At 67.7% G+C, this 21,111-nt stretch carries 22 protein-coding genes and 1 tRNA gene; 19 read left to right on the top strand and 4 right to left on the bottom strand.

Annotation, left to right across the window (positions count from 1 at the left end; genetic code table 11):
• Positions 1 to 98: 98 nt before the first annotated feature.
• The 13 genes from LI92_RS05225 (at position 99) to LI92_RS05165 (ending at position 12,365) form a co-directional block, all read left to right on the top strand.
• Positions 99 to 293, top strand: a complete 195-nt coding sequence (locus tag LI92_RS05225) for a ferredoxin (protein ID WP_046316706.1) — start codon at positions 99 to 101, stop codon at positions 291 to 293.
• Positions 294 to 421: 128 nt separating this feature from the next.
• The gene (locus LI92_RS05220) at positions 422 to 1,333 is read left to right on the top strand and encodes a 3-oxoacyl-ACP reductase (RefSeq protein ID WP_046316704.1); all 912 of its coding nucleotides are present in this window, start codon (positions 422 to 424) and stop codon (positions 1,331 to 1,333) included.
• A gap of 240 nt (positions 1,334 to 1,573) precedes the next feature.
• On the top strand, positions 1,574 to 2,338 hold the full coding sequence (locus LI92_RS05215; protein WP_046316703.1) for an MlaE family ABC transporter permease: 765 nt from the start codon (positions 1,574 to 1,576) through the stop codon (positions 2,336 to 2,338).
• Complete coding sequence (locus tag LI92_RS05210) at positions 2,335 to 3,177, top strand: MlaE family ABC transporter permease (protein ID WP_046316702.1); 843 nt, start codon at positions 2,335 to 2,337, stop codon at positions 3,175 to 3,177. Before LI92_RS05215 ends, LI92_RS05210 begins: the two co-directional genes overlap by 4 nt.
• Positions 3,178 to 3,217: 40 nt before the next feature.
• Positions 3,218 to 4,390: an MCE family protein gene (locus LI92_RS05205; RefSeq protein ID WP_046316700.1), complete on the top strand. Its 1,173-nt coding sequence runs from the start codon at positions 3,218 to 3,220 to the stop codon at positions 4,388 to 4,390.
• Positions 4,390 to 5,427, top strand: coding sequence for an MCE family protein (locus tag LI92_RS05200; protein WP_046316698.1), 1,038 nt, complete (start codon positions 4,390 to 4,392; stop codon positions 5,425 to 5,427). Before LI92_RS05205 ends, LI92_RS05200 begins: the two co-directional genes overlap by 1 nt.
• Positions 5,414 to 6,472, top strand: a complete 1,059-nt coding sequence (locus LI92_RS05195; protein WP_046316696.1) for an MCE family protein — start codon at positions 5,414 to 5,416, stop codon at positions 6,470 to 6,472. The genes LI92_RS05200 and LI92_RS05195 overlap by 14 nt, the downstream gene beginning before the upstream one ends.
• The gene (locus LI92_RS05190) at positions 6,469 to 7,794 is read left to right on the top strand and encodes an MCE family protein (protein ID WP_046316694.1); all 1,326 of its coding nucleotides are present in this window, start codon (positions 6,469 to 6,471) and stop codon (positions 7,792 to 7,794) included. The genes LI92_RS05195 and LI92_RS05190 overlap by 4 nt, the downstream gene beginning before the upstream one ends.
• Complete coding sequence (locus LI92_RS05185) at positions 7,791 to 8,966, top strand: MCE family protein (protein WP_046316692.1); 1,176 nt, start codon at positions 7,791 to 7,793, stop codon at positions 8,964 to 8,966. Before LI92_RS05190 ends, LI92_RS05185 begins: the two co-directional genes overlap by 4 nt.
• 6 nt (positions 8,967 to 8,972) lie before the next feature.
• Entirely contained in the window at positions 8,973 to 10,661 is a 1,689-nt protein-coding gene (locus LI92_RS05180; RefSeq protein ID WP_046316689.1) for an MCE family protein, read from the top strand.
• Positions 10,658 to 11,323, top strand: coding sequence for an Rv1363c family protein (locus LI92_RS05175; RefSeq protein WP_046316687.1), 666 nt, complete (start codon positions 10,658 to 10,660; stop codon positions 11,321 to 11,323). The genes LI92_RS05180 and LI92_RS05175 overlap by 4 nt, the downstream gene beginning before the upstream one ends.
• Positions 11,320 to 11,808, top strand: coding sequence for a hypothetical protein (locus tag LI92_RS05170; protein WP_046316726.1), 489 nt, complete (start codon positions 11,320 to 11,322; stop codon positions 11,806 to 11,808). Before LI92_RS05175 ends, LI92_RS05170 begins: the two co-directional genes overlap by 4 nt.
• A gap of 17 nt (positions 11,809 to 11,825) precedes the next feature.
• Positions 11,826 to 12,365, top strand: coding sequence for a hypothetical protein (locus tag LI92_RS05165; protein WP_046316724.1), 540 nt, complete (start codon positions 11,826 to 11,828; stop codon positions 12,363 to 12,365).
• A gap of 44 nt (positions 12,366 to 12,409) precedes the next feature.
• Here the strand turns inward: LI92_RS05165 and LI92_RS05160 are convergent, their stop codons facing one another.
• Both LI92_RS05160 and LI92_RS22925 read right to left on the bottom strand, forming a co-directional pair.
• Complete coding sequence (locus LI92_RS05160; protein ID WP_286134870.1) at positions 12,410 to 13,903, bottom strand: alpha,alpha-trehalose-phosphate synthase (UDP-forming); 1,494 nt, start codon at positions 13,901 to 13,903, stop codon at positions 12,410 to 12,412.
• Entirely contained in the window at positions 13,903 to 14,076 is a 174-nt protein-coding gene (locus LI92_RS22925; protein WP_109559861.1) for a hypothetical protein, read from the bottom strand. Before LI92_RS22925 ends, LI92_RS05160 begins: the two co-directional genes overlap by 1 nt.
• A 99-nt stretch (positions 14,077 to 14,175) precedes the next feature.
• Between LI92_RS22925 and LI92_RS05155 the strand changes: the two genes are divergently transcribed.
• From LI92_RS05155 to LI92_RS05140, 4 genes are all read left to right on the top strand, one after another.
• Positions 14,176 to 15,108: an enoyl-CoA hydratase gene (locus LI92_RS05155; RefSeq protein WP_046316684.1), complete on the top strand. Its 933-nt coding sequence runs from the start codon at positions 14,176 to 14,178 to the stop codon at positions 15,106 to 15,108.
• Positions 15,109 to 15,152: 44 nt separating this feature from the next.
• Complete coding sequence (locus tag LI92_RS05150) at positions 15,153 to 15,974, top strand: SDR family oxidoreductase (protein ID WP_046316682.1); 822 nt, start codon at positions 15,153 to 15,155, stop codon at positions 15,972 to 15,974.
• Positions 15,975 to 15,976: 2 nt separating this feature from the next.
• Positions 15,977 to 16,843 carry an SDR family oxidoreductase gene (locus tag LI92_RS05145; protein ID WP_046316680.1) on the top strand — a complete coding sequence of 289 codons (867 nt, stop codon included), beginning with the start codon at positions 15,977 to 15,979 and terminating at the stop codon, positions 16,841 to 16,843.
• A gap of 87 nt (positions 16,844 to 16,930) precedes the next feature.
• Positions 16,931 to 17,794 carry an alpha/beta fold hydrolase gene (locus tag LI92_RS05140; RefSeq protein ID WP_046316678.1) on the top strand — a complete coding sequence of 288 codons (864 nt, stop codon included), beginning with the start codon at positions 16,931 to 16,933 and terminating at the stop codon, positions 17,792 to 17,794.
• Positions 17,795 to 17,854: 60 nt separating this feature from the next.
• Here LI92_RS05140 and LI92_RS05135 read toward each other — a convergent pair.
• Positions 17,855 to 17,929: transfer RNA gene (locus LI92_RS05135), tRNA-Thr, on the bottom strand.
• A 71-nt stretch (positions 17,930 to 18,000) separates the two neighbouring features.
• Positions 18,001 to 18,774 (bottom strand): hypothetical protein, encoded by a 774-nt coding sequence (locus tag LI92_RS05130; protein ID WP_046316676.1) that lies wholly within the window; start codon positions 18,772 to 18,774, stop codon positions 18,001 to 18,003.
• Between the two features lie 109 nt (positions 18,775 to 18,883).
• On the opposite strand from LI92_RS05130, the gene LI92_RS05125 reads away from it, so the two are divergent.
• Positions 18,884 to 19,603, top strand: coding sequence for a response regulator transcription factor (locus tag LI92_RS05125; RefSeq protein WP_046316674.1), 720 nt, complete (start codon positions 18,884 to 18,886; stop codon positions 19,601 to 19,603).
• 41 nt (positions 19,604 to 19,644) lie between these two features.
• Complete coding sequence (locus LI92_RS05120; protein ID WP_046316672.1) at positions 19,645 to 21,108, top strand: sensor histidine kinase; 1,464 nt, start codon at positions 19,645 to 19,647, stop codon at positions 21,106 to 21,108.
• The last annotated feature ends 3 nt before the right edge of the window (positions 21,109 to 21,111 follow it).

Below are 21,111 nucleotides of genomic sequence, written 5' to 3'. Positions count from 1 at the left end.
CGGGTCGTATGGGGACGCTGTCTGATCGTATGGTGACACTAGTAGACGACGTCGGCCCGACGTGCTCGGTCGGCGCAGGGCTTTAACAGGAGAATGTCATGCGCGTTGAGGTAGATCTGGATCGTTGCGAGGGCAACGCGATTTGCGTCGGAATCGACCCCGACCTCTTCGATCTGAACGACGACGAGCAGGCAGAGGTCAAATTCGCTCCGGTTCCCGCCGACCGGGAAGCCCACGCGGAGCAGGCGATCGCCGAATGCCCGCGCGCCGCGCTGCGCCGCGTCGAGGACTAATCTCCACCGGCAACGACTAGAGGTATTCATAACCGCCGGCGCCGTATGGCGCCGGCGACGCATCAGGAGCGGCGTCGACAGCCGCCGGCGACGATGCAGAGCGTCAGCGATGAAGAGGAGTGGCGTAGATGACTGACAGCGCGAGGGATCTGACCGGCAAGGTCGCCGTGGTGACCGGCGCGGCCGCCGGCCTGGGCCGAGCAGAGGCGATCGGGTTGGCCCGCTCCGGGGCGACTGTCGTGGTCAACGACATTGCTGCGGCGCTGGAGTCCTCCGACGTCATCGATGAGATCGCCACGGCGGGCGGCAAGGGCGTGCCGGTGGCCGGTGACATCAGCCAACGATCCACCGCCGACGAGTTGGTCAGCACCGCCGACGGCCTGGGCGGGCTCAACATCGTCGTCAACAACGCCGGAATCACCCGCGACCGGATGCTGTTCAACATGACCGACGACGACTTCGACGCCGTGATCGCGGTACATCTGCGCGGGCACTTCCTGCTGACCCGCAACGCGGCCGCCTACTGGCGGCAGAAGGCCAAGGAGTCCGACAGCGGAACCGTCTACGGCCGGATCATCAACACCTCGTCGGAAGCCGGCCTGATGGGCCCGGTCGGCCAGGCCAACTACGGCGCGGCGAAGGCGGGGATCACCGCGCTGACGCTGTCGGCCAGCCGGGCGCTGAACCGCTACGGCGTGTCCGCCAACGCGATCTGCCCGCGGGCCCGCACCGCCATGACCGCCGACGTGTTCGGCGAGGCCAAGGTGGGCGAGGGCGAGATTGATCCCCTGTCGCCCGAACATGTGGTGACTTTGGTCCGGTTCCTGGCGTCTCCGGCGTCCGCGGCGGTCAACGGCCAGGTATTCGTGGTCTACGGGCCCGAGGTCACCCTGATGGCCGCGCCGACGGTGGAGCGTAGGTTCAGCGCGGACGGGCAGGCGTGGGACCCCGCCGGGCTGTCGGACACCCTGGCCAACTACTTCGCTGGGCGTGATCCCGCCCGCACGTTCTCCGCCTCGGAGTTGATGGCCGGCGACTAGCACCCCATTAGAACGCGTTCCACCGTGTCGTGGGTCAGAATCGGTTCTGACCAGGGCAAATGCCTCATGCACTGAGCTGAGAGGTGCCTTTTGACACTGAGAACGTGTTCTAGTTAGTATGATCCGGCTCACGTGTGGTGGCGTCCGAATTTGCACGAACGACACCGGTCGTAGGAGGTTGCCGGATACAGTTTTGCGACCACCGACGCCGCGGAAGCGCACTTGCGGGAAGGACGTGCCTTGATCGAACAGCTCACGGTTCCGGCCCGGGCCGTGGGCGGTTTCGTCGAGATGTCGATCGACACCTTCCGGGCGATGTTCCGCCGGCCGTTCCAGTACCGCGAATTTCTCGATCAGACCTGGATGATCGCCCGCGTTTCGCTGGTGCCGACCCTGCTGGTCGCGATCCCGTTCACCGTCTTGGTGGCGTTCACCCTCAACATCCTGCTGCGTGAGATCGGCGCCGCCGACCTGTCGGGGGCCGGCACCGCTTTCGGCACTATCACCCAATTGGGTCCCGTGGTCACCGTGCTGGTGGTCGCCGGTGCCGGTGCCACCGCCATCTGCGCCGATTTGGGCGCGCGCACCATCCGCGAGGAGATCGACGCGATGCGGGTGCTGGGCATCGATCCCATCCACCGGCTGGTGGTGCCGCGCGCGCTGGCCTCGACGTTCGTCGCGCTACTGCTCAACGGGCTGGTGTGCGCCATCGGCCTGGTCGGCGGCTATGTCTTCTCCGTCTTCCTGCAAGGCGTCAACCCGGGTGCCTTCATCAACGGTCTCACGGTGCTGACCGGACTGGGGGAGCTCGTGATGGCTGAGATCAAGGCGCTGCTGTTCGGTACCGCGGCCGGACTGATCGGGTGCTATCGCGGGTTGACCGCCAAAGGCGGGCCGCAAGGCGTCGGCAACGCGGTCAACGAGACCGTCGTGTACGCCTTCATCTGCCTGTTCGTCATCAACGTCGTCATGACCGCGATCAGCGTGCGGGTGTTGGTCAAGTGAGCTATGACGCCACCCTGCGGTTCCGGCGGTTGTTCCGCTGGATGCCCAAAGCCGTCGACAACTTCGGCGAGCAGGCCCTGTTCTACGCCGACTCGATCCGCTACGTCCCCAACGCCCTGACCAAATATCGCAAGGAGACGGTCCGGCTGATCGCAGAGATCACCATGGGCACCGGTGCCCTGGCGATCATCGGCGGAACCGTCGGCGTGGCCACCTTCCTGACGCTGGCCTCCGGTGGGGTGATCGCCGTTCAGGGCTTCTCGTCGCTGGGCAATATCGGCATCGAAGCGTTGACCGGATTCCTGTCGGCGTTTCTCAACGTGCGGATCGTGGCGCCCGTGGTCGCCGGGATCGCCTTGGCCGCCACCATCGGCGCCGGCCCCACCGCCCAGCTCGGTGCCATGCGGGTCGCCGAGGAGATCGATGCCGTCGAATCGATGGCGGTCCATGCGGTGTCGTATCTGGTGTCCACCCGGTTGGTCGCCGGCCTGATCGCGATCATTCCGCTGTACTCGTTGTCGGTGTTGGCCGCGTTCTTCGCGGCACGCTCCACCACCGTGTTCATCAACTCGCAGTCGCCGGGCCTCTACGACCACTACTTCGACACCTTTTTGATCCCGACCGACTTGCTGTGGTCCTTCCTGCAGGCGATCATCATGTCGATCGCGGTGATGCTGGTGCACACCAACTACGGATTCAACGCCGCCGGCGGTCCGGTCGGTGTGGGCATCGCCGTCGGTCAGGCCGTGCGGACGTCGCTTGTGGTGGTGGTGGTCATTACGCTGTTCGTTTCACTCGCCGTGTACGGCGGGTCCGGTAACTTCAACCTCTCGGGCTAGCAAGGACATACAGGTGGAAACGGGATCGAGGCGTACCCAGGTGCGGATTGCCGCGGCAATCCTGGGTGGGATCCTGCTTGCCGCCACGGTGTTCACCTACCTGGCCTACACGTCGGCGTTCACCTCCACCGACAAGGTCACCGTCACCTCGTCGCGCGCCGGGCTGGTGATGGAGCAGGACGCCAAGGTCAAGTACCGAGGCATCCAGGTCGGCAAGGTCAAGGCGATCAAATACCAGGGCGACCAGGCCAAGCTGATCCTGGCGATGGACAGCTCGGCGATGTCCTACATCCCGTCCAACGCCGCGGTGCGCATCGCCGGCAACACCATCTTCGGCGCCAAGTCGGTGGAGTTCATCCCTCCGCCGGAGCCGTCGGGCAAGGCGTTGCACAACGGGGCCAACGTGCAGGCGTCCGCCGTCCAGCTCGAGGTCAACACGCTGTTCGAGAAGCTGACCGACGTGCTGGAAAAGGTCGACCCCGTTGAGCTCAACGGCACCATCAGCGCGCTGGGCGAGGGCCTGCGGGGCAACGGGGACAACCTGGGCGCGCTGCTGTCGGGACTCAACGGTTACCTGGACAAGATCAACCCCAAACTGCCGCAGCTGCAGTCGGGATTCGCCAAGACCGCGGTGGTCGGGGACATCTACGGCGACGCCGCACCGGACCTGGCGACGACGTTCGACAACGTCCCGACCCTCAGTAAGACACTGGTGGAACAGCGCGACGACCTCAGCCAGGCGCTGCTGGCTACCACGGGTCTGGCCAACAACGGCTACGACACGCTCGCGCCGGCCGCCGACGACTTCATCGCCGCTATTCAGCGCTTCCGTTCCCTGGGCAGTCTGCTGGCCGAGTACTCCCCGGAGTTCGGTTGCCTCTTCAAGGGGATCAAGCAGTCGCTGGAGCGGTTCGGCCCCTCCCTGGGCGGCACCAAGCCGGCGCTGTACGTGCACTCCAACTTCCTGCCCGGTGCGCCGGCCTACACCTTTCCGGAGAGCCTGCCGATCGCCAACGCGACCGGCGGCCCCAACTGTCGTGGCCTGCCGGACATCCCCAGCAAGCAGTTCGGCGGCTCCTGGTTCCGGTCACCCTTCCTGGTGACCGACAGCGCCTACATCCCGTTCCAGCCGAACACCGAGCTGCAGTTCGACGCCCCGTCCACCGCACAGTTCCTCTTCAACGGCGCCTACGCGGAACGGGATGAATACTGATGAACACGCGCGGGACCCTGATCAAGGTCGGCATCTTCACCGTCGCCATGCTGCTGGTGTCGGCGGGGCTGGTGGTGGTATTCGGCGAATTCCGGTTCGCGTCCAGCCACACCTATCACGCGGACTTCGCCAGCGCGTCTCGGCTCCGGGGCGGGGAGGACGTGCGGATCGCCGGGATCCCGGTGGGCACGGTGAAACGGGTGGAGCTGACACGGGACAACAACGTCAAGGTCACCTTCGACGTCAACAAGCGCTATCAGATCTACGACTCGACCCGTGCGCTGATCCGGTACGAGAACCTGGTGGGCGACCGCTATCTGGAGATCGCCTCGGGCGTCGGGGACCTGCGCAAGCTGCCGCCCGGTGGCACCATCGCCCGGGAGCACACCCAGCCGGCGCTGGACCTCGACGCGCTGCTGGGCGGGATGCGCCCGCTGCTCAAGGGCCTTGACGGCAACAAGATCAACGAGGTCAGCAACGCGATCATCGAGCTGCTGCAGGGCCAGGGCGGCGCCTTGACGCAGATGCTGGCCAGCACCAACTCCTTCACCACCACCCTGGCCTCCCGCGACCAGCTGATCGGCGACGTGATCAACAATCTGAACACGGTGTTGACCACGGTCGACGAAAAGAGCGAGCAGTTCGACGCCACGGTCGACCGGTTGCAGCAGCTCATCACCGGCCTGGCCGAGGGCAAGGACCCGATCGCCGGGGCGATCGGCCCGCTGGCCGCCGTCGAGAACGATCTCACCGACACACTGCGCCGCACCCGGCGGCCGCTGCAGGGCGTGATCGAGAATGCGCGGCCGCTGGCCACGGTGCTGAACAAGCGCAAGCAGGAGCTCAACGACGTCATCGATCCGCTGGAAGAGAACTACCTGCGGCTCAACGCACTGGGCGCCTACGGTTCGTTCTTCAACATCAACTACTGCACGGTCTCGATGAAGGTCAACGGACCCGCCGGCAGCGACATCATCCTGCCGATGGGCGGACAGACCGACACCACCAAGGGGAGGTGTTCTCCTGTCAAAAATTGACCGCTCAGATCCGGTTCGCACCGGAACCTTGGGCATGGCGCTGATCGCCTGCCTGCTGTTGGTGTCCTTCGGCTACACCAGCCTGCCGTTCTACCCGCAGGGCAAGACCTATCACGGCTACTTCGCCGATGCCGGCGGGATCATGCCCGGCAACGACGTGACAGTGTCGGGGATCCGGGTGGGCAAGGTGACCAAGGTGGCGCTGGACGGCGCCAGCGCAAAGGTGAACTTCACCGTCGACCGCGATGTACGGGTGGGGGACCAGTCACTGGCCGCGATCCGCACCGACACCGTGCTGGGCGAGAAGGCACTGTCGATCACGCCGGCCGGTGCCGGATCGGTGCGGGAGATCCCGCTGGAACGCACCCGCTCGCCCTACACGCTCAACAACGCGCTGCAGGACCTCGGCGGCAATGTTCGCGACCTGGACAAGCCGCGTTTCGAGGAGGCGCTGGCCGTTCTGACCGACTCGATGCGCGAAGCGACGCCGCAGTTGCGCGGGGCGCTCGACGGGGTGACGGCGCTGTCCCGCAGCATCAACCGCCGTGACGAGGCGCTGGGTCAGCTGCTGACCCACGCCAAGTCGGTCACCGGTGTGCTCAACGAGCGCGCTGCGCAGGTCAATCAGTTGGTGCTCGACGGCAACCAGCTCTTTGCCGCGCTCGACGAGCGCCGGCAGGCGCTCGGCGCACTGATCGCGGGCATCGATGACGTGTCCGAACAGCTGTCGGGTTTGGTCGCCGACAACCGCCAGGAGATCGGTCCGACCCTGGACAAGCTCAACCTGGTGCTGGACAACATGATCGAGCGCAAGGACCGGATCGCCGGTGCGCTGGACCGGTTGCCCGGATACGCCACCACACTGGGCGAGGTGGTCTCCTCGGGCCCGGGTTTCCAGATCAACCTCTATGGCCTGCCGCCGCCCACGATGTCGGAGGTGCTGCTCGACGTGTACTTCCAGCCCGGCAAACTGCCGGACAGCCTGGCCGACTACCTGCGCGGGATGATTTCCGAGCGCACCGTGATTAAGCCGAAGTCGCCATGACGCGCCCGACTTCGCGAATCGTGCTCGCCGGCGTGCTGGCCGTGTTGTTGGCTGCCGGGGTGTATCTGGTGTTGCCCGCGCAGCGTGCCTACCGGATCACCGGCTACTTCGCCTCGGCGGTCGGCCTGTATCCGGGTGACGACGTTCGGGTGGTGGGGGTGCCGGTCGGCCGGATCGAGTCGATCGAACCGCGCGCGGAGAACGTCAAGATCACCATGTCGGTGAACCGGGACGTGGTGTTGCCGGCGGACGTGCACGCGGTGCTGATGGCGCCGAACATCGTGTCGGCGAGGGTCATTCAGCTTGCGCCGGCCTACACCGGCGGCGAGCGACTGGCTGATGGAGCGGTGCTCGGCGAGGATCGCACCGCGGTGCCCGTCGAGTGGGACGAGGTCAAGAAGGAGCTGACGCAGCTCAGCGCGCAACTGGCACCCGAGCCGGGCAAGGCCAACGGTGCGCTGAGCGTGTTCGTCAACCAGGCCGCGGACACCTTCGACGGCAACGGGGACTCCTTCCGCAACGCACTGCGGGAGCTGTCGGCCACGACCGGCCGGCTCGGCGACTCGCGCACCGACCTGTTCGGCACTGTCAAGAACCTGCAGGTGCTGGTCGATGCGCTGTCCGGCAGCAACGAGCAGCTCGTGCAGTTCACCGACCACGTCGCCGCCGTGTCCGCGGTGCTCGCCGACAGTTCGACTGACCTGGACGTCACACTGGGCACCCTGAACCAGGCGCTGCGCGATGTGCGGGGCTTCCTGCGCGACAACAACGACGCCTTGATCGCGCAGGTCGACAAGCTGTCGGAGTTCACCAAGGTGCTCAGTGACCAGAGCGAGGACCTGGAGCAGGTGCTGCACATCACGCCGCACGGCCTGGTCAACTTCTACAACATCTACAACCCCGCCCAGGGCACCCTGTCGGGCTTGTTGTCCCTGCCCGACTTCGCCAATCCCGTGCAGTTCATCTGCGGCGGCGTGTTCGACGTCGGTTCGGTGCCGGACAACTTCAAGCGGGCCGAGATCTGCAAGGAACGAATGGGTCCGGTGATGCGCCGCTGGGCGATGAACTTCATACCGCTCCTGTTCCACCCGATCAACTCGATCACCGCCTACAAGGGCCAGATCATCTACGACACCCCGGCCACTGAGGCTAAGGCGCAGACCCCGGTGCCCTACTTGAAGTGGATGCCGCAGCCGGGTGTCACGCCGCCGAGCCACGAGGACGTCGCCGCCCTGTTCCTGCCGCCGCCGGCGCCGGGGCAGCTGGGCAGGGCGCCGGGCCCGCCGCAGCCTGGAGCCGGTGCACCAGGGGAGGGCGGATGAGCGTGAAGTCTCTGGCCGGCGCCGCCCGGCGCTCAGCGGTCCTGGGTGCCGGCGTGCTGGTGCTGTCCGGATGCCAGTTCGGCGGTCTGAACTCGCTGAACATGCCGGGCACCGCGGGCCATGGCCGCGGGTCCTACAGCATCACGGTGCAACTGCCGGATGTGACGACCCTGCCGCAGAACTCACCGGTGATGGTCGACGACGTCACCGTCGGCAGTGTCTCCGGGCTTGAGGCCGTCCAGCAGCCCGACGGCAGCTTCTATGCAGCGGTCAGACTGTCGCTGGACGGCGACGTCGTGCTGCCGGCCAACGCCGTCGCCAAAGTCGCGCAGACCTCCCTGCTGGGCTCCCAACACATCGAGCTGTCCGAACCGCACGATGAGGCGGCGGTCGGCCGGCTCGCTCACGGCGATCAGATCCCGCTGAGCCGGACCGGGCGCTACCCCAGCACCGAAGAAGTGCTGTCGTCGCTGGGAGTGGTGGTCAACCAGGGCAATCTCGGAGCGCTGCAGGACATCACCGAGGAGGCCTACGCGGCGGTCGCCGGCCGGGTCGGCACCTTCACCGGTCTGTTGCCGCGCCTGGCCGAGCTCACCGCGTCACTGGACGTGCAGGCCCGCGACATCATCGCGGCCGCCGACGGCCTGAACCGGGTCGGAGTGACCCTGGCCGGCAGTGCTCCCAGCCTGGCTCGGGCGCTGGAGACCATGCCCGCCGCACTGCAGGTACTCAACGACAACCGCTCCAACATCGTCGATGCGTTCGGGGCGCTGCAGCGGCTGGCGATCGTCGGTTCGCGGATCATGACCGAGACCAAAGAGGACTTCGCCGCCGACGTCAAGGACCTGTACCCGATCGTCAAGGCCTTCGCCGACAACGCCAACGAACTGGTGTCGGCGTTCCCGTTCATCCCGACTTTCCCGTTCCCGTCGATGTACCTGCGCAACGCGGTGCGCGGCGACTACCTCAACGTGTACACCACCTTCGACATGACGTTGCGGCGGTTCGGTGAGTCGGTGTTCACCACCGGGGCCTTCGACCCGAACATGCCGCACATGCACGAGATCCTGAACCCGCCCGACTTTTTGATCGGCGAGATGGCCAATCTGTCGGGCCAGGCGGCCGACCCGTTCAAGATCCCGCCCGGAACGGCTGTCCGTTATGAGGAATGACCTGCCATGCTGAGCCGACTTGTCCGAATCCAACTCGGGATCTTCGCCGTGGTCACGGTGCTGGCCGTCGGCGCCATCTCGATCCTGTACCTGCATGCGCCGAGCCGGCTGGGCATCGGCACCTACAAGGTGACCGCCGACTTCATCGGTGGCGGCGGTATCTACAAGAGCGCCAATGTCACCTACCGCGGCGTGACGGTGGGCCGGGTGGAAGACGTGCGTCTCACCGACCACGGGGTCGACGCCCAGATGCGGCTCAACAGCAGCGCCAAGATCCCGGGGAACGTCACCGCGACCGTCAAGAGCATGTCCGCGATCGGTGAGCAGTACATCGACCTGGTGCCGCCCGCGGACGCCGCCGCGGCCGCGGCCGCCGGGTCGCTGCGCGGCGGTGCCCGCATCGGCCAGGACCGCACCGCGATCGGCCAGGACATCGCCGGACTGCTCGACGAGGCCCAGACACTTGTCAACAGCGTCGCCAACAGCCGGCTGCGGGAACTGCTGCACAGCGCGTTCGAGGGCTTCAACGGTTCGGGGCAGGAACTGGCCCGGATGATCGCGTCATCGAGGCAACTGGTCGACGAAGCCAACGACAACTTCGACGCGACGTCGGCGCTCATCGACCAGTTCGAGCCGTTCCTGGACGCTCAGATTCGCAGCGGGGACGACATCAAGAGACTGACCCGCTCGTTGGCGGCGGTCACCACTGAGGTGCGCAACGCCGACCCGCAACTGCGCGAGGTGCTGGCGGTCCTGCCGTCCGTCACCGACGAGGCGAACACCACCTTCAGCGGGATCCGGGCGTCGTTCCCGACATTGGCCGCCAGCATGGCCAATTTCGGGCGGATCGGTGTCATCTACCGCAAGTCGATCGAACAGGCGCTGGTGGTGTTCCCCGCCCTGATGGCCGCGCTGATGACCGTCGCCGGTGGCGTGCCCATGGAAGAAGGCGTCAAGCTGGACTTCAAGATCGACATGCACGACCCGCCGCCGTGCACCGTCGGGTTCCTGCCGTTCACCGAGATGCGCTCGCCTGCCGACGAGACGGTGCGTGAACTGCCTAAGGACCTGTACTGCAAAGCGGCCCAGAACGATTCGGTCGCGGTCCGCGGTGCGCGCAACTATCCCTGTATGGAATACCCGGGCAAGCGTGCGCCGACCATTCAACTGTGCCGTGACCCCAGGGGCTTCGTCCCGATCGGCAGCAATGCGTGGCGTGGCCCGCCGGTTCCCTACGGCACCCCGGTCACCGACCCCCGGATGACCAACCCGATGAACAAGTTCCCCTATATCCCGCCGGAGGCCGACTACGACCCCGGCCCGCCGGTGGTGGCCCTGCCGCCGGGTGTGCCCGCGGGCCCCGGGCCGGCGCCCAACCCGCCCTTCCCGCTGCCCTACCCGCCGAACGCGCTGGGGCCGGCCCCTGCGCCGTGGCCGTACTACGCGCCGCCGGACCAGAACATGCCGACCAGCCCCGGGGGCAACGGTGGCCTGCCGGCCTACGGACGCGATCCCGCGCCCGGGCCGGCGCCGGCCGAGGCCCAGGCCAACGGCGTGGCCTACAGCAGCTACGACCAGCGCAGCGGCAAGTTTGTCGACCCGGCAGGTGAGACCGGTGTGTTCGTGTCGGGGGCCGACAAATGGCTGCCCGCCGAGAACTGGGCCGACCTGATGCTCGAGCCGAGGCAGACGTGACCGGTCCCGAGCCCACCAGGCCGCGACGCCGGGCCTCGCGTGCGGCCGGTCCGGCCGGCGATTCCGTCGAGGCGACGGCCGTCCAGGTCCCGACGCCGAGCCGGGCCGCCGTGGCAGCGGCCCGCCCGGTGGGACCGCCGCCGCGGCGGAGAGCCAACGCCCGGCAGGTCGCCGTCCTGGCCGCTGCCGTCGTGCTGGGCGTCAGTACCGTGCTGGGCGGGGTGGTGGCGGTGCTGTTGCTGCAGCATCGGCACGCCGTCGCTTCCGACAGCCGCGACCAGCGTTTCGTCGACACCGCAGTCCAGACCGTCCTGAACATGTACACCTACACGCCTGACACCGTGAACGAGCAGGTGGAGCGCTTCGTAGCGGGCACCAGCGGCCCGCTGCGCGACACGATGGCCAGCAACACCGAGAACCTCAAGGCGCTGCTGCGTGAGACCAAGCACAGTTCCGAGGCCGTGATCAACGCCGCGGCCCTGGAGAGCGTGGACGATGTCGCCGGCAATGCGTCGGTATTGGTGGCGATGCGCGCGACCGCGACCGACGCCGACGGCGTCAACAAGCCGTCGCAGCCCTACGCGCTGCGGATCATCGTCCACGAAGACGCTGCCGGCAACATGACCGCCTACGACTTGAAGTGGCCGGACGGCAGCCGATGAGTCGCCGATGGGCAGGGCTCGTCGCCATGGTCGGGCTGCTGGGAGTATTCGTGGGTCTCGGTGCCACCGCGGGCTCGCTGTATTGGAGCCGGGTCGAGGCGCACGGTGAACAGGCGACCCGCACCGAGCTGACCCAGCTGACCACCGACGAGATTCCCAAAGTGCTCGGCTACGAGTACAAGACCGTGGAGCGCAGCCTGACCGAGACGTTCCCGTTGTTCACCGGGGATTACCGTCGCGAGTTCGAGGCCCGGGCCGTCAACGAGATCATTCCGCAGGCCCGGGAGAAGCAGCTGGTGAACCAGGTCGACGTGGTCGGCGTCGGCGCACTGGACGCCAAGCGGACCACCGGTTCGGTGCTGGTCTTCGTGAACCGCGTGGTGACGGGCAAGTCCAAGGAGAAGTACTACGAGGGCAGCCGGTTGCGCGTCGACTTCCGCAAGATCGACCGCAAGTGGCTCATCAGCAATATCGTGCCGATCTAGCGGAAAGGATGGGTGCCATGGGGAAACTCATTCGTGGCCTGATGGCTGTGGCCGTGGCGATGACGGCGGTCACCGGGCTGGCAGCCCCGGCCGCCGCCGACGACGATGCGGCGCCGGAGGGCACGCTCGAGGGCGTCTTCACCTACACGCAGGGCAACACCACCGCCACCTGGCGGATCTACCCACTGTGCGTCCCCATCGTGGGCGACGGAAGGGTGCCGCTGCACCTGGCGATCGGCTGCAAACTGCAGGTCGAGAGCAACGGTCCGCCGGGGCAGGCCGGAGCCTACAAGCTGTCCAACGGACAGTGGACCTACAAGACGCCGATCCTGGCCGGCACCAGATGCTCCGACGGCACCACGGCCGCCAGCGAAGAGATGTACCAGTTCGACACGTCGCTGCGGGGCACCTATACCCATTCCCACAGCGCGGTCTGCGGGATGCAGCCCGGACTGGAGAAGCACCCTTTCACGCTGACATTCGTTTCGCCGCTGCCCAATCCGGTGATTCACTACCCGCTGACCTGCCAGGACAACCCGATCCACCTGTGTAGCTGAGCTCGGCATCCGCCGCGTTCGGCCGCGGCGGGAATCCCCCCCCGTCAGGTCGCCGCGTCGGCGAGCGCGTCGAGGAACGACCGGGCCCAGCGGTCCACGTCGTGCGCCAGGACCTGGCGGCGCAGCGCCCGCATCCGCCGGCGGCCCTCCTCCTCGGTCTGGTTGATCGCTGACTCGATGACGTCTTTGACGCACTCGATGTCGTGCGGGTTGACCAGGTAGGCCTGGCCCAGCTCCGCCGCGGCACCGGTGAACTCGCTCAGCACCAGGGCCCCGCCCAGGTCGCTGCGGCATGCCACGTACTCCTTGGCGACCAGGTTCATCCCGTCGCGCAGGGGAGTGACCAGCATGACGTCGCTGGCCACGAAGAACGCGATCAGTTCGTCGCGGGGGACCGGGCGATGCAGATAGTGCACCACCGGGTGACCGACCTCGCTGTACTCACCGTTGATGTGGCCCACCTGGCGTTCGATGTCGTCGCGCAGGATCTGGTAACTCTCCACCCGCTCCCGGCTCGGCGTCGCCAATTGCACCAGCACGGTGTCGTCGCGCTTGGCGCGTCCTTCGGCCAGCAGTTCGTTGAACGCCCTGAGCCGCACGTCGATGCCCTTGGTGTAGTCCAGCCGGTCGACGCCGAGCAGGATCTTGCGGGGATGGCCGAGTTCGGCACGAATCTCCTTGGCGCGGCGCCGGATTCCGCGCTCCCGGGCCTTGCGGTCGAGTTCGCCGGAATCGATCGAGATGGGGAAGGCGCCGACTCGCACCGTGCGGTCGGGCAGCCGCACTTCGCCGAATCGGCTGCGCACCCCCACCGACCCGCGTGAGGTGGGCGCGCCCACGAGCTTGCGCGCCAGGAACAAGAAGTTCTGTGCCCCGCCGGCCAGGTGGAAGCCGACCAGGTCTGCCCCGAGCAGCCCCTCGACGATCTCGGTGCGCCACGGCAGTTGCATGAACAGCTCTACCGGCGGAAACGGGATGTGCAGGAAGAAGCCGATGGTCACGTCGGGGCGCAGGGTCCGCAACATCTTGGGGACCAGTTGCAGCTGGTAGTCCTGGACCCACACCGTGGCGCCCGGCGCGGCGGCCCGTGAAGCGGCCTCGGCGAAGCGGCGATTGACGTCGACGTAGCGGTTCCACCATTCCCGGTGGTAGATGGGCTTGACGATCACGTCGTGATACAGCGGCCACAGCGTGGCGTTGGAGAAGCCCTCGTAGTATTCGGCGATATCGGTGGGGCTCAGCGGAACCGGATGCAGGCGCAGATCTTCGACGTCGATGGGCTCGGCAGGGGCATCCAGGCTTCCCGGCCAGCCCACCCAGGCCCCGCGCCGCTTACGCAGCAGCGGCTCCAGCGCGGTGACCAGCCCGCCCGGGCTGCGCTTCCACGCTGTCGTGCCGTCGGGCGCCACCTCGATGTCGATGGGCAGCCGGTTGGCCACGACGACGAAATCGGAGTCTCCCGGTTCGACCGGCGGCACCTGGCCCGAACCGTCGGGTCGGTGCGGCCGAGACGCGCCGGGGCCCCCCGACTCGGGCATTACGCCCCGTTTTTCTCGGGTGCCGCAGGCCCGATCCCCAGCATGGCGAGAAACACCCGGCATTCGTCGGCGTCCTCCGCGTAGGCGGCAACCACGCGCCGGGCCTGGCTCGCGGTGCTGTCGGCCAGCGGTTCCACGTCCTCGATGTCGGCGGGTTCGGATTTAGCAGGCATGACTTGACTCTAGCGAAGTGCGCGCTGTGTCACACCTGGCTCGGGCAGCTGGTGGTCGCCGCCGTAGCCTGTGATGCGACGACGACGAGGGTGGAGGCAATGGTCACATCGCAGACCGCATCGAACCGGGCCGGCGACGCTTCGGGCGGCAATGTCGAATATGAAACCGTCGACGACGGGCGCATCGCCCGGATCTGGCTGAATCGCCCGGAGACCCACAACGCGCAGAACCGTACCCTGCTGGTGGAGCTCGACGAAGCGTTCTGCCGGGCCGAAACCGACGACAACGTGCGGGTGGTGATCCTGGGGGCGCGCGGCAAGAACTTCTCGGCCGGTCACGACCTGGGCTCGGAGGCGGCGGTGGCCGAACGCCTGCCCGGGCCGAACCAACACCGGAGTTTCACCGGCAACGGCGGCACCCGGGAGGCGCGTGTCGAGAAGACCTACCTGCAAGAGTGGCATTACTACTTCGCCAATACCTGCCGCTGGCGCGACCTGCGCAAGATCACCATCGCGTCGGTGCAGGGCAACACCATCTCCGCCGGGCTGATGCTGATCTGGGCCTGCGACCTGATCGTCGCGGCCGACAACGCCCGGTTCTCCGACGTGGTCGGGGTGCGGCTGGGGATGCCCGGGGTGGAGTACTACGCCCACCCCTGGGAGTTCGGGCCGCGCAAGGCCAAGGAGCTGCTGCTGACCGGCGACTCGCTGGACGCCGACGAGGCCTACCGGCTGGGCATGGTCTCCAAGGTGTTTCCCACCGAGGAGCTGGCCGACCGCACCCTGGAGTTCGCCCGCCGCATCGCCGACCTGCCGACGATGGCCGCGTTGCTCATCAAGGACTCGGTGAACGCCGCCGCCGATGCGATGGGGTTCAGCGAGGCCCTGCGGCACGGCTTCCACATCCACCAGCTGGGCCACGCGCACTGGACCGCGCATAACGACAACAACGCGCCGATCGCGCTGCCGCCCGAGGTGCCGGACTGGCGCACCGCCAAGGCCACCGGCCTGGCCCGCCGCGACCAGCCCTGACCGGCCGGGTGACTTGTTCGACAGTGACGACGTGAGGGGTCGGCGTGCAGCTCAGCTTTCAAGACCGCAGCTACCTGGTCACCGGTGGCGGCAGCGGCATCGGTAAGGCCGTGGCCGCCGCGCTGGCCGCCGCCGGCGCCGACGTGCTCATCGTGGGTCGCAGCGCCGAACGGCTGGCGGCCGTCGCCGCCGAACTCGGCGAGCAGGTGCGGCACCTGCCGGCCGACGTCACCGATGAAGACAGCGTGATCGCCGCCGTCGAGGCCGCCGCCCCGCGCGGCAGGCTGCACGGGGTGGTGCACTGCGCCGGCGGCTCGGAGACCATCGGGCCGATCACCCAGATCGACTCCCAGGCCTGGCGGCGCACCGTCGACCTCAACGTCAACGGTTCGATGTACGTGCTCAAGCACGCCGGGCGGGCCCTGGTGCGCGGCGGGGGCGGCTCGTTCGTCGGGATCTCCTCAATCGCGGCCAGCAATACCCACCGCTGGTTCGGCGCCTACGGGCCGACCAAGTCGGCGCTGGACCACCTCATGCAGCTGGCCGCCGACGAACTGGGACCCTCATGGGTGCGGGTCAACAGCATCCGGCCGGGCCTGACCCGCACCGAGCTGGTCGCCCCGATCCTGGACTCGCCCGAGCTGAGCGAGGACTACCGCATCTGTACGCCGCTGCCCCGCCCCGGGGAGGTCGAGGATGTGGCCAACCTGGCACTGTTCCTGCTCAGCGACGCGGCCGGGTACATCACCGGCCAGATCATCAACGTCGACGGTGGGCAGATGCTGCGCCGCGGGCCGGACTTCACCGCGATGCTGGAGCCGGCGTTCGGCGCGGACGGGCTGCGCGGAGTGGTGGAGGAGGACTAGCCGTGGGCACTTATGCGGTCACCGGGTCGGCATCCGGAATGGGACGGCAGGCCGCGGAGAAACTTCGGGCTCAAGGCCACACGGTGATCGGCGTCGACCTGCGCGACGCCGACGTAGTTGCCGACCTCTCCGGCCCGGACGGTCGGGCGGCGGCAGCCCAGCAGGTTCTGGAGCGCTGCGGGGGACACCTCGACGGGGCGGTACTGGCCGCCGGCGTCGGACCCACACCGCGGGCGGTGCCACTGATCCTGCAGGTCAACTACTTCGGCGTGGTCGACCTGTTGCAGGCGTGGCGACCGGCGCTGGCCGCGGCCGGCGGAGCCAAAGTGGTGGTGATCGCCAGCAACTCGACCACCACCGTGCCGGTGGTGCCGGGGGCGGCGGTGCGGGCACTGCTCGCCGGCAAAGCGCCCAAGGCGGTGCGCCGGCTGCGCCTGTTCGGGCCCGGTGCGCCGTCGATGGCCTATGCGGCCTCCAAGATCGCCGTCTCGCGGTGGGTGCGACGGCAGGCGGTCCAGCCGGCCTGGGCGGGCGCCGGCATCCGGCTCAACGCCCTGGCGCCGGGGGCGATCATGACACCGCTGCTGGAAAAGCAGCTTGCGACCCCGGGCCAGGAGAAGGCGGTCCGCAGTTTCCCGGTGCCGGTCGGCGGCTACGGCGATCCCGCCCAGTTGGCGGACTGGATGCTGTTCATGCTCTCGGATGCGGCGGATTTTCTCTGCGGCAGCGTGATCTTCGTCGACGGCGGTTCGGACGCCTACTTCCGCGCCGACGACTGGCCGCGCTGTGTCGGTGCCACGGGTGTGCCGCGCTACCTGATGCGGTTCGGCAAGTTCCGGCCGACGTCGCCGGAGCCCGATCGCGGCTAGCTCGCCGGCGAGATCGGACCCCGGCACCGTCCCCGGAGCAGTTCGGCGTTAGCGTGTCTAAGAGATTCGGGGATCCTGAGGAGACACATGCCGGCAGAGCTGAGCCACGACGAGACCCTGCGCGAGGTCACCACCGAGCAGGGGGTGCTGCGCTACCACGAGGCCGGTGACGGGCCGACGCTGCTCATGCTGCACGGTTCCGGCCCCGGGGTGACCGGATGGCGCAACTACCGCGGCGTGCTGCCCGCGTTCGCCGAACGCTTCCGCTGCCTGGTGCTGGAATTCCCCGGATTCGGGGTCAGCGACGACTTCGGCGGGCATCCGATGGTGACGGCGTTCGGGGCGGTGCCGGCCTTCGCCGAGGCGCTGGGCCTAGACCGGTTCAGCATCGTCGGCAACTCGATGGGTGGTGGCGTCGGCATCGGCTACGCCATCGGCAACCCCGACAAAGTCGACCGACTGGTGACCATCGGCGGGATCGGCACCAACCTGCTCAGCCCGGGACCGGCCGAGGGCATCCGGCTGCTGCAGGACTTCGTCGACAATCCCAGTCGCGAGGCACTGGTGCGGTGGCTGCACTCGATGGTCTACGACCCGTCGGTGATCACCGAAGAACTCATCGAGGAGCGGTGGGCACTGGCCACCGAGCCCGACACCCTGGCCAGCGCCCGGCGGATGTACGGCAAGGAATCCTTCACCAACATGGTGAAGATGATGCAGGCGTCAAAGGCCCCGCTGCCGTGGGCGATGATGCACCGGCTCAAGACGCCGACCCTGGTGACCTGGGGCCGCGACGACCGGGTCAGCCCGCTGGACATGGCGCTGATCCCGATGCGGACCATCCCCGACGCCGAGGTGCACGTGTTCCCCAACTGCGGGCACTGGACCATGATCGAGGCCAAGGACGCCTTCACCCGGGTGGTGCTGGAGTACCTGACCCGCGACCACTAGCCGCCGGGAGTGGGAGGCCGGCCGCCACGTGCGCCTGCGGTCGCGCTACCAGGTATCTCTTGGAGCCCCCTGTCAGGATTGAACTGACGACCGCTCGCTTACAAGGCGAGTGCTCTACCACTGAGCTAAGGAGGCGGGTTGGTGCTGCCAGCTTAAGCGGCGGCCGCGAGCGCAGCAGACCCGGGCACCGCCCGATCGCGGTGGGATCAGCTTGCGGGATCGGTCGGGTCCTGGTCGATCACGCGTTGGGAGCGCACCGTCCGGGTCGGCGAGCGCCGGCTGGATCGGCGGGGCAGCAGGGGAATACGTTCGGCGATATTGCTCAGCGGATTGACCACCAGCGTCAGGGCGATCACCGCCTCCTGCAGGGTCTCGATTGCCGGCTCCAGGGCCTCCATACCCGGGGCCAGCCGGCTCAGGGTGTCGGCGAGACCGGTGAGCTGCTCCAGCGGTCCGTTACGGGCGGTCAGCTTGTCGATCAGCCCGCCTTCGGCCAGCAGCCGGTCGGCCAGCCCGTCTTCGGCCAGCAGTCGGTCGGCCAGGCCGTCTTCGGCCAGCAGTCGTTCGATCAGCCCGTCCTCGTCGGTCAGTTGATCGACCAGGCCGCCGGGCTGCAGAGCGCGCTGCAGGCCGCCACCCTCGGCGGTAAGCCGGTCGACGACCCCTCCCGGTCCGGTCAACTGGTCAATCAGGCCGCCCGGTGCCAGCAACCGGTCCGCCGGACCTCCCGGCGCCAGCGCCCGCCCCAGCGGGGCGTCGTCGTCCATCAACTTGGCGAGCCGGTTGGCTCGGCTGATGGTGTCTTCCAGACCGAGGATCTGCGCCATGGAGTTGCTCGACCCCGGCTTTGCGGCTTCGCCGAGTGCCTGCCGTGCCAGTCCGAGTGCCGTACTGGCGACGCCGAGGCCGGCGTCGGCGATCGACAGACCGATACGCGCCGGAGCGGTGTACACGGCGACCAGCTGCTTGACCAGGCTCACGAGGCCAGTCTAGGGGGCCGTTCGGAGCGCCCATCGGCTAGTTTGATTGACAACAAATGTACAGCCAATATCCAGGTCATTTTCATCGGTCCGCGAGGGAATTGTCGGTATGGGAGCAATAGCTGCGCAAGACGCCGCACCGGAGGCCCGCGTCCTGGTGGTCGACGACGAAACCAACATCGTCGAACTGTTGTCGGTCAGCCTCAAATTCCAGGGGTTCGAGGTCTACACCGCCTCCAGCGGCCCCGCGGCGCTGGACCGCGCCCGGGAGATCCGACCGGACGCGGTGATCCTCGACGTGATGATGCCGGGCATGGACGGCTTCGGGGTGCTGCGCCGGCTGCGCGCCGACGGCATCGACGCCCCGGCCTTGTTCTTGACCGCCCGCGACGCTCTGCAGGACAAGATCACCGGGCTGACGCTCGGCGGCGACGACTACGTGACCAAGCCGTTCAGCCTGGAGGAGGTGGTGGCCCGGTTGCGCGTCATCCTGCGCCGGGCGGGCAAGGGCGCCCAGGAGCCGCGTAACTCCCGACTGAAGTTCGCCGACATCGAACTCGACGAGGACACCCATGAAGTGTGGAAATCCGGTGAACCGGTGTCTTTGTCGCCCACCGAGTTCACCCTGCTGCGGTACTTCGTGATCAACGCCGGCACCGTGCTGAGCAAGCCGAAGATTCTCGACCATGTGTGGCGCTACGACTTCGGAGGCGATGTCAACGTCGTGGAGTCCTACGTCTCCTACTTGCGGCGCAAGATCGACACCGGGGACAAGCGTCTGCTGCACACCCTGCGCGGGGTCGGCTACGTGCTTCGCGAGCCGCGATGAGCGGCGTTCGGCCGGCGAACGCCAGAATGCAGTCGTAAGTCATGGGGACGGTCAAACCCCTCCGAGAGATCTTGCCGCTCAAGGTGAGTCTGGTCGCAGCCACCTTGGCCATGGTGGCCATCGGGTTGTTGGCGCAGGGGTACGCCGTGACCACGATCTTGCGACACCGTCTGATCGGCAGAATCGACGCCACCCTCATCGACGCTTCCCAGGGCTGGGCCCTGGAACAACGAACGCGGGCGCCCTCGCGGGACGGCGAGGATCCCCACGCCGGTCGGCCCCCAACGAGCTATTACGTCCGCGATGTCGACCCCGACGGCAGGGTCTGGACGGTGGTCAATGACCAGAACGCCGAGCCGCTGCTGCCGGCGGACAACGACGTGGGGCCCGTGCCGGTCACGATCGGCTCCGTCGACGGCTCCAGCGTGCAGTGGCGGGCCCTGTCGGTACACGGTGAGAACGGCCGGCTGATCACCGTGGCCAGGGATCTTTCCGATCCCCGGGCCACACTGCGCTACGTCGCCTGGTGGCAGGTGACGATCGGCGTTGGCGTGCTGGTGGTGCTGGGAGCCGTCGGATACGTGGTGGTCAACCGCAGCCTGCGGCCGCTGGGTGAGGTGGAACGGACCGCGGCGGCCATTGCCGCCGGCCAGTTGGACAGCCGTGTCCCGGAACGGGATCCCCGCACCGAAGTCGGACGGCTCACCCTAGCGCTCAACGGCATGCTGGCCCAGATTCAGGAGGCGGTGGCCTCGTCGGCGGCCTCCGCGGAAAATGCGCGCCTCTCCGAGGAACGGATGCGTCGGTTCATCACCGATGCCAGCCACGAACTGCGCACCCCGCTGACCACGATTCGCGGCTTCGCCGAGCTCTACCGGCAAGGCGCTGCCCGCGATGTGGAGTTGCTGATGTCCCGCATCGAGAGCGAAGCCCGCCGCATGGGACTGCTCGTCGAGGATCTGCTGCTCCTGGCCCGAACCGATGCTCAGCGCCCGCTGGAGCGGCACTGGGTGGACCTGCTGGTGCTGGCCACCGACGCGGTGCACGACGCCCGGGCCACCGCACCGGACCGCTGTGTCGAGCTGGAGGTCTTCGACGGCCCGGGGACGCCGGAGGTGCTCGGTGACGAAGCGCGACTGCGGCAGGTGTTGAGCAATCTGGTCACCAATGCGCTGCAACACACCCCGGATGGAACCCCGATCACCGTGCGCGTCGGCACCGAAGGCGACGACGCCATCCTCGAGGTCGTCGACCATGGACCGGGCATGAGCGAGCAGGAGTTGGAACGGGTCTTCGAACGATTCTTCCGAACCGACTCGTCGCGGGCGCGGGCCAGCGGCGGCACCGGCTTGGGGCTCTCGATCGTCGACTCGCTGACGCGGGCGCACAGCGGCACCGTGACCGTGAGTTCGCCGCCGGGCCAGGGGTGCACGTTCCGGGTCGCGCTGCCGCGTCTTGCCAGCGCACCCGCTCCAGATGTCGATCTTCCAGCTGAGATCGTCTGAGCC

Source organism: Mycobacterium sp. UM_Kg1, assembly GCF_000972925.1.
Taxonomy (GTDB): domain Bacteria; phylum Actinomycetota; class Actinomycetes; order Mycobacteriales; family Mycobacteriaceae; genus Mycobacterium; species Mycobacterium hiberniae.
Note: the sequence above shows the minus strand (reverse complement) of the source record. Positions and strands in the feature narration are given on the sequence as shown.

Bases quoted from the DNA above. Each gene is read 5' to 3' on its own strand.
- LI92_RS05125 (WP_046316674.1), top strand. From the start codon at position 18,884: ATGGGAGCAATAGCTGCGCAAGACGCCGCACCGGAGGCCCGCGTCCTG.
- LI92_RS05185 (WP_046316692.1), top strand. From the start codon at position 7,791: ATGAGCGTGAAGTCTCTGGCCGGCGCCGCCCGGCGCTCAGCGGTCCTG.
- LI92_RS05170 (WP_046316726.1), top strand. From the start codon at position 11,320: ATGAGTCGCCGATGGGCAGGGCTCGTCGCCATGGTCGGGCTGCTGGGA.
- LI92_RS22925 (WP_109559861.1), bottom strand. From the start codon at position 14,076: ATGCCTGCTAAATCCGAACCCGCCGACATCGAGGACGTGGAACCGCTG.
- LI92_RS05165 (WP_046316724.1), top strand. From the start codon at position 11,826: ATGGGGAAACTCATTCGTGGCCTGATGGCTGTGGCCGTGGCGATGACG.
- LI92_RS05200 (WP_046316698.1), top strand. From the start codon at position 4,390: ATGAACACGCGCGGGACCCTGATCAAGGTCGGCATCTTCACCGTCGCC.
- LI92_RS05155 (WP_046316684.1), top strand. From the start codon at position 14,176: ATGGTCACATCGCAGACCGCATCGAACCGGGCCGGCGACGCTTCGGGC.
- LI92_RS05220 (WP_046316704.1), top strand. From the start codon at position 422: ATGACTGACAGCGCGAGGGATCTGACCGGCAAGGTCGCCGTGGTGACC.
- LI92_RS05190 (WP_046316694.1), top strand. From the start codon at position 6,469: ATGACGCGCCCGACTTCGCGAATCGTGCTCGCCGGCGTGCTGGCCGTG.
- LI92_RS05160 (WP_286134870.1), bottom strand. From the start codon at position 13,903: ATGCCCGAGTCGGGGGGCCCCGGCGCGTCTCGGCCGCACCGACCCGAC.
- LI92_RS05140 (WP_046316678.1), top strand. From the start codon at position 16,931: ATGCCGGCAGAGCTGAGCCACGACGAGACCCTGCGCGAGGTCACCACC.
- LI92_RS05225 (WP_046316706.1), top strand. From the start codon at position 99: ATGCGCGTTGAGGTAGATCTGGATCGTTGCGAGGGCAACGCGATTTGC.
- LI92_RS05180 (WP_046316689.1), top strand. From the start codon at position 8,973: ATGCTGAGCCGACTTGTCCGAATCCAACTCGGGATCTTCGCCGTGGTC.
- LI92_RS05120 (WP_046316672.1), top strand. From the start codon at position 19,645: ATGGGGACGGTCAAACCCCTCCGAGAGATCTTGCCGCTCAAGGTGAGT.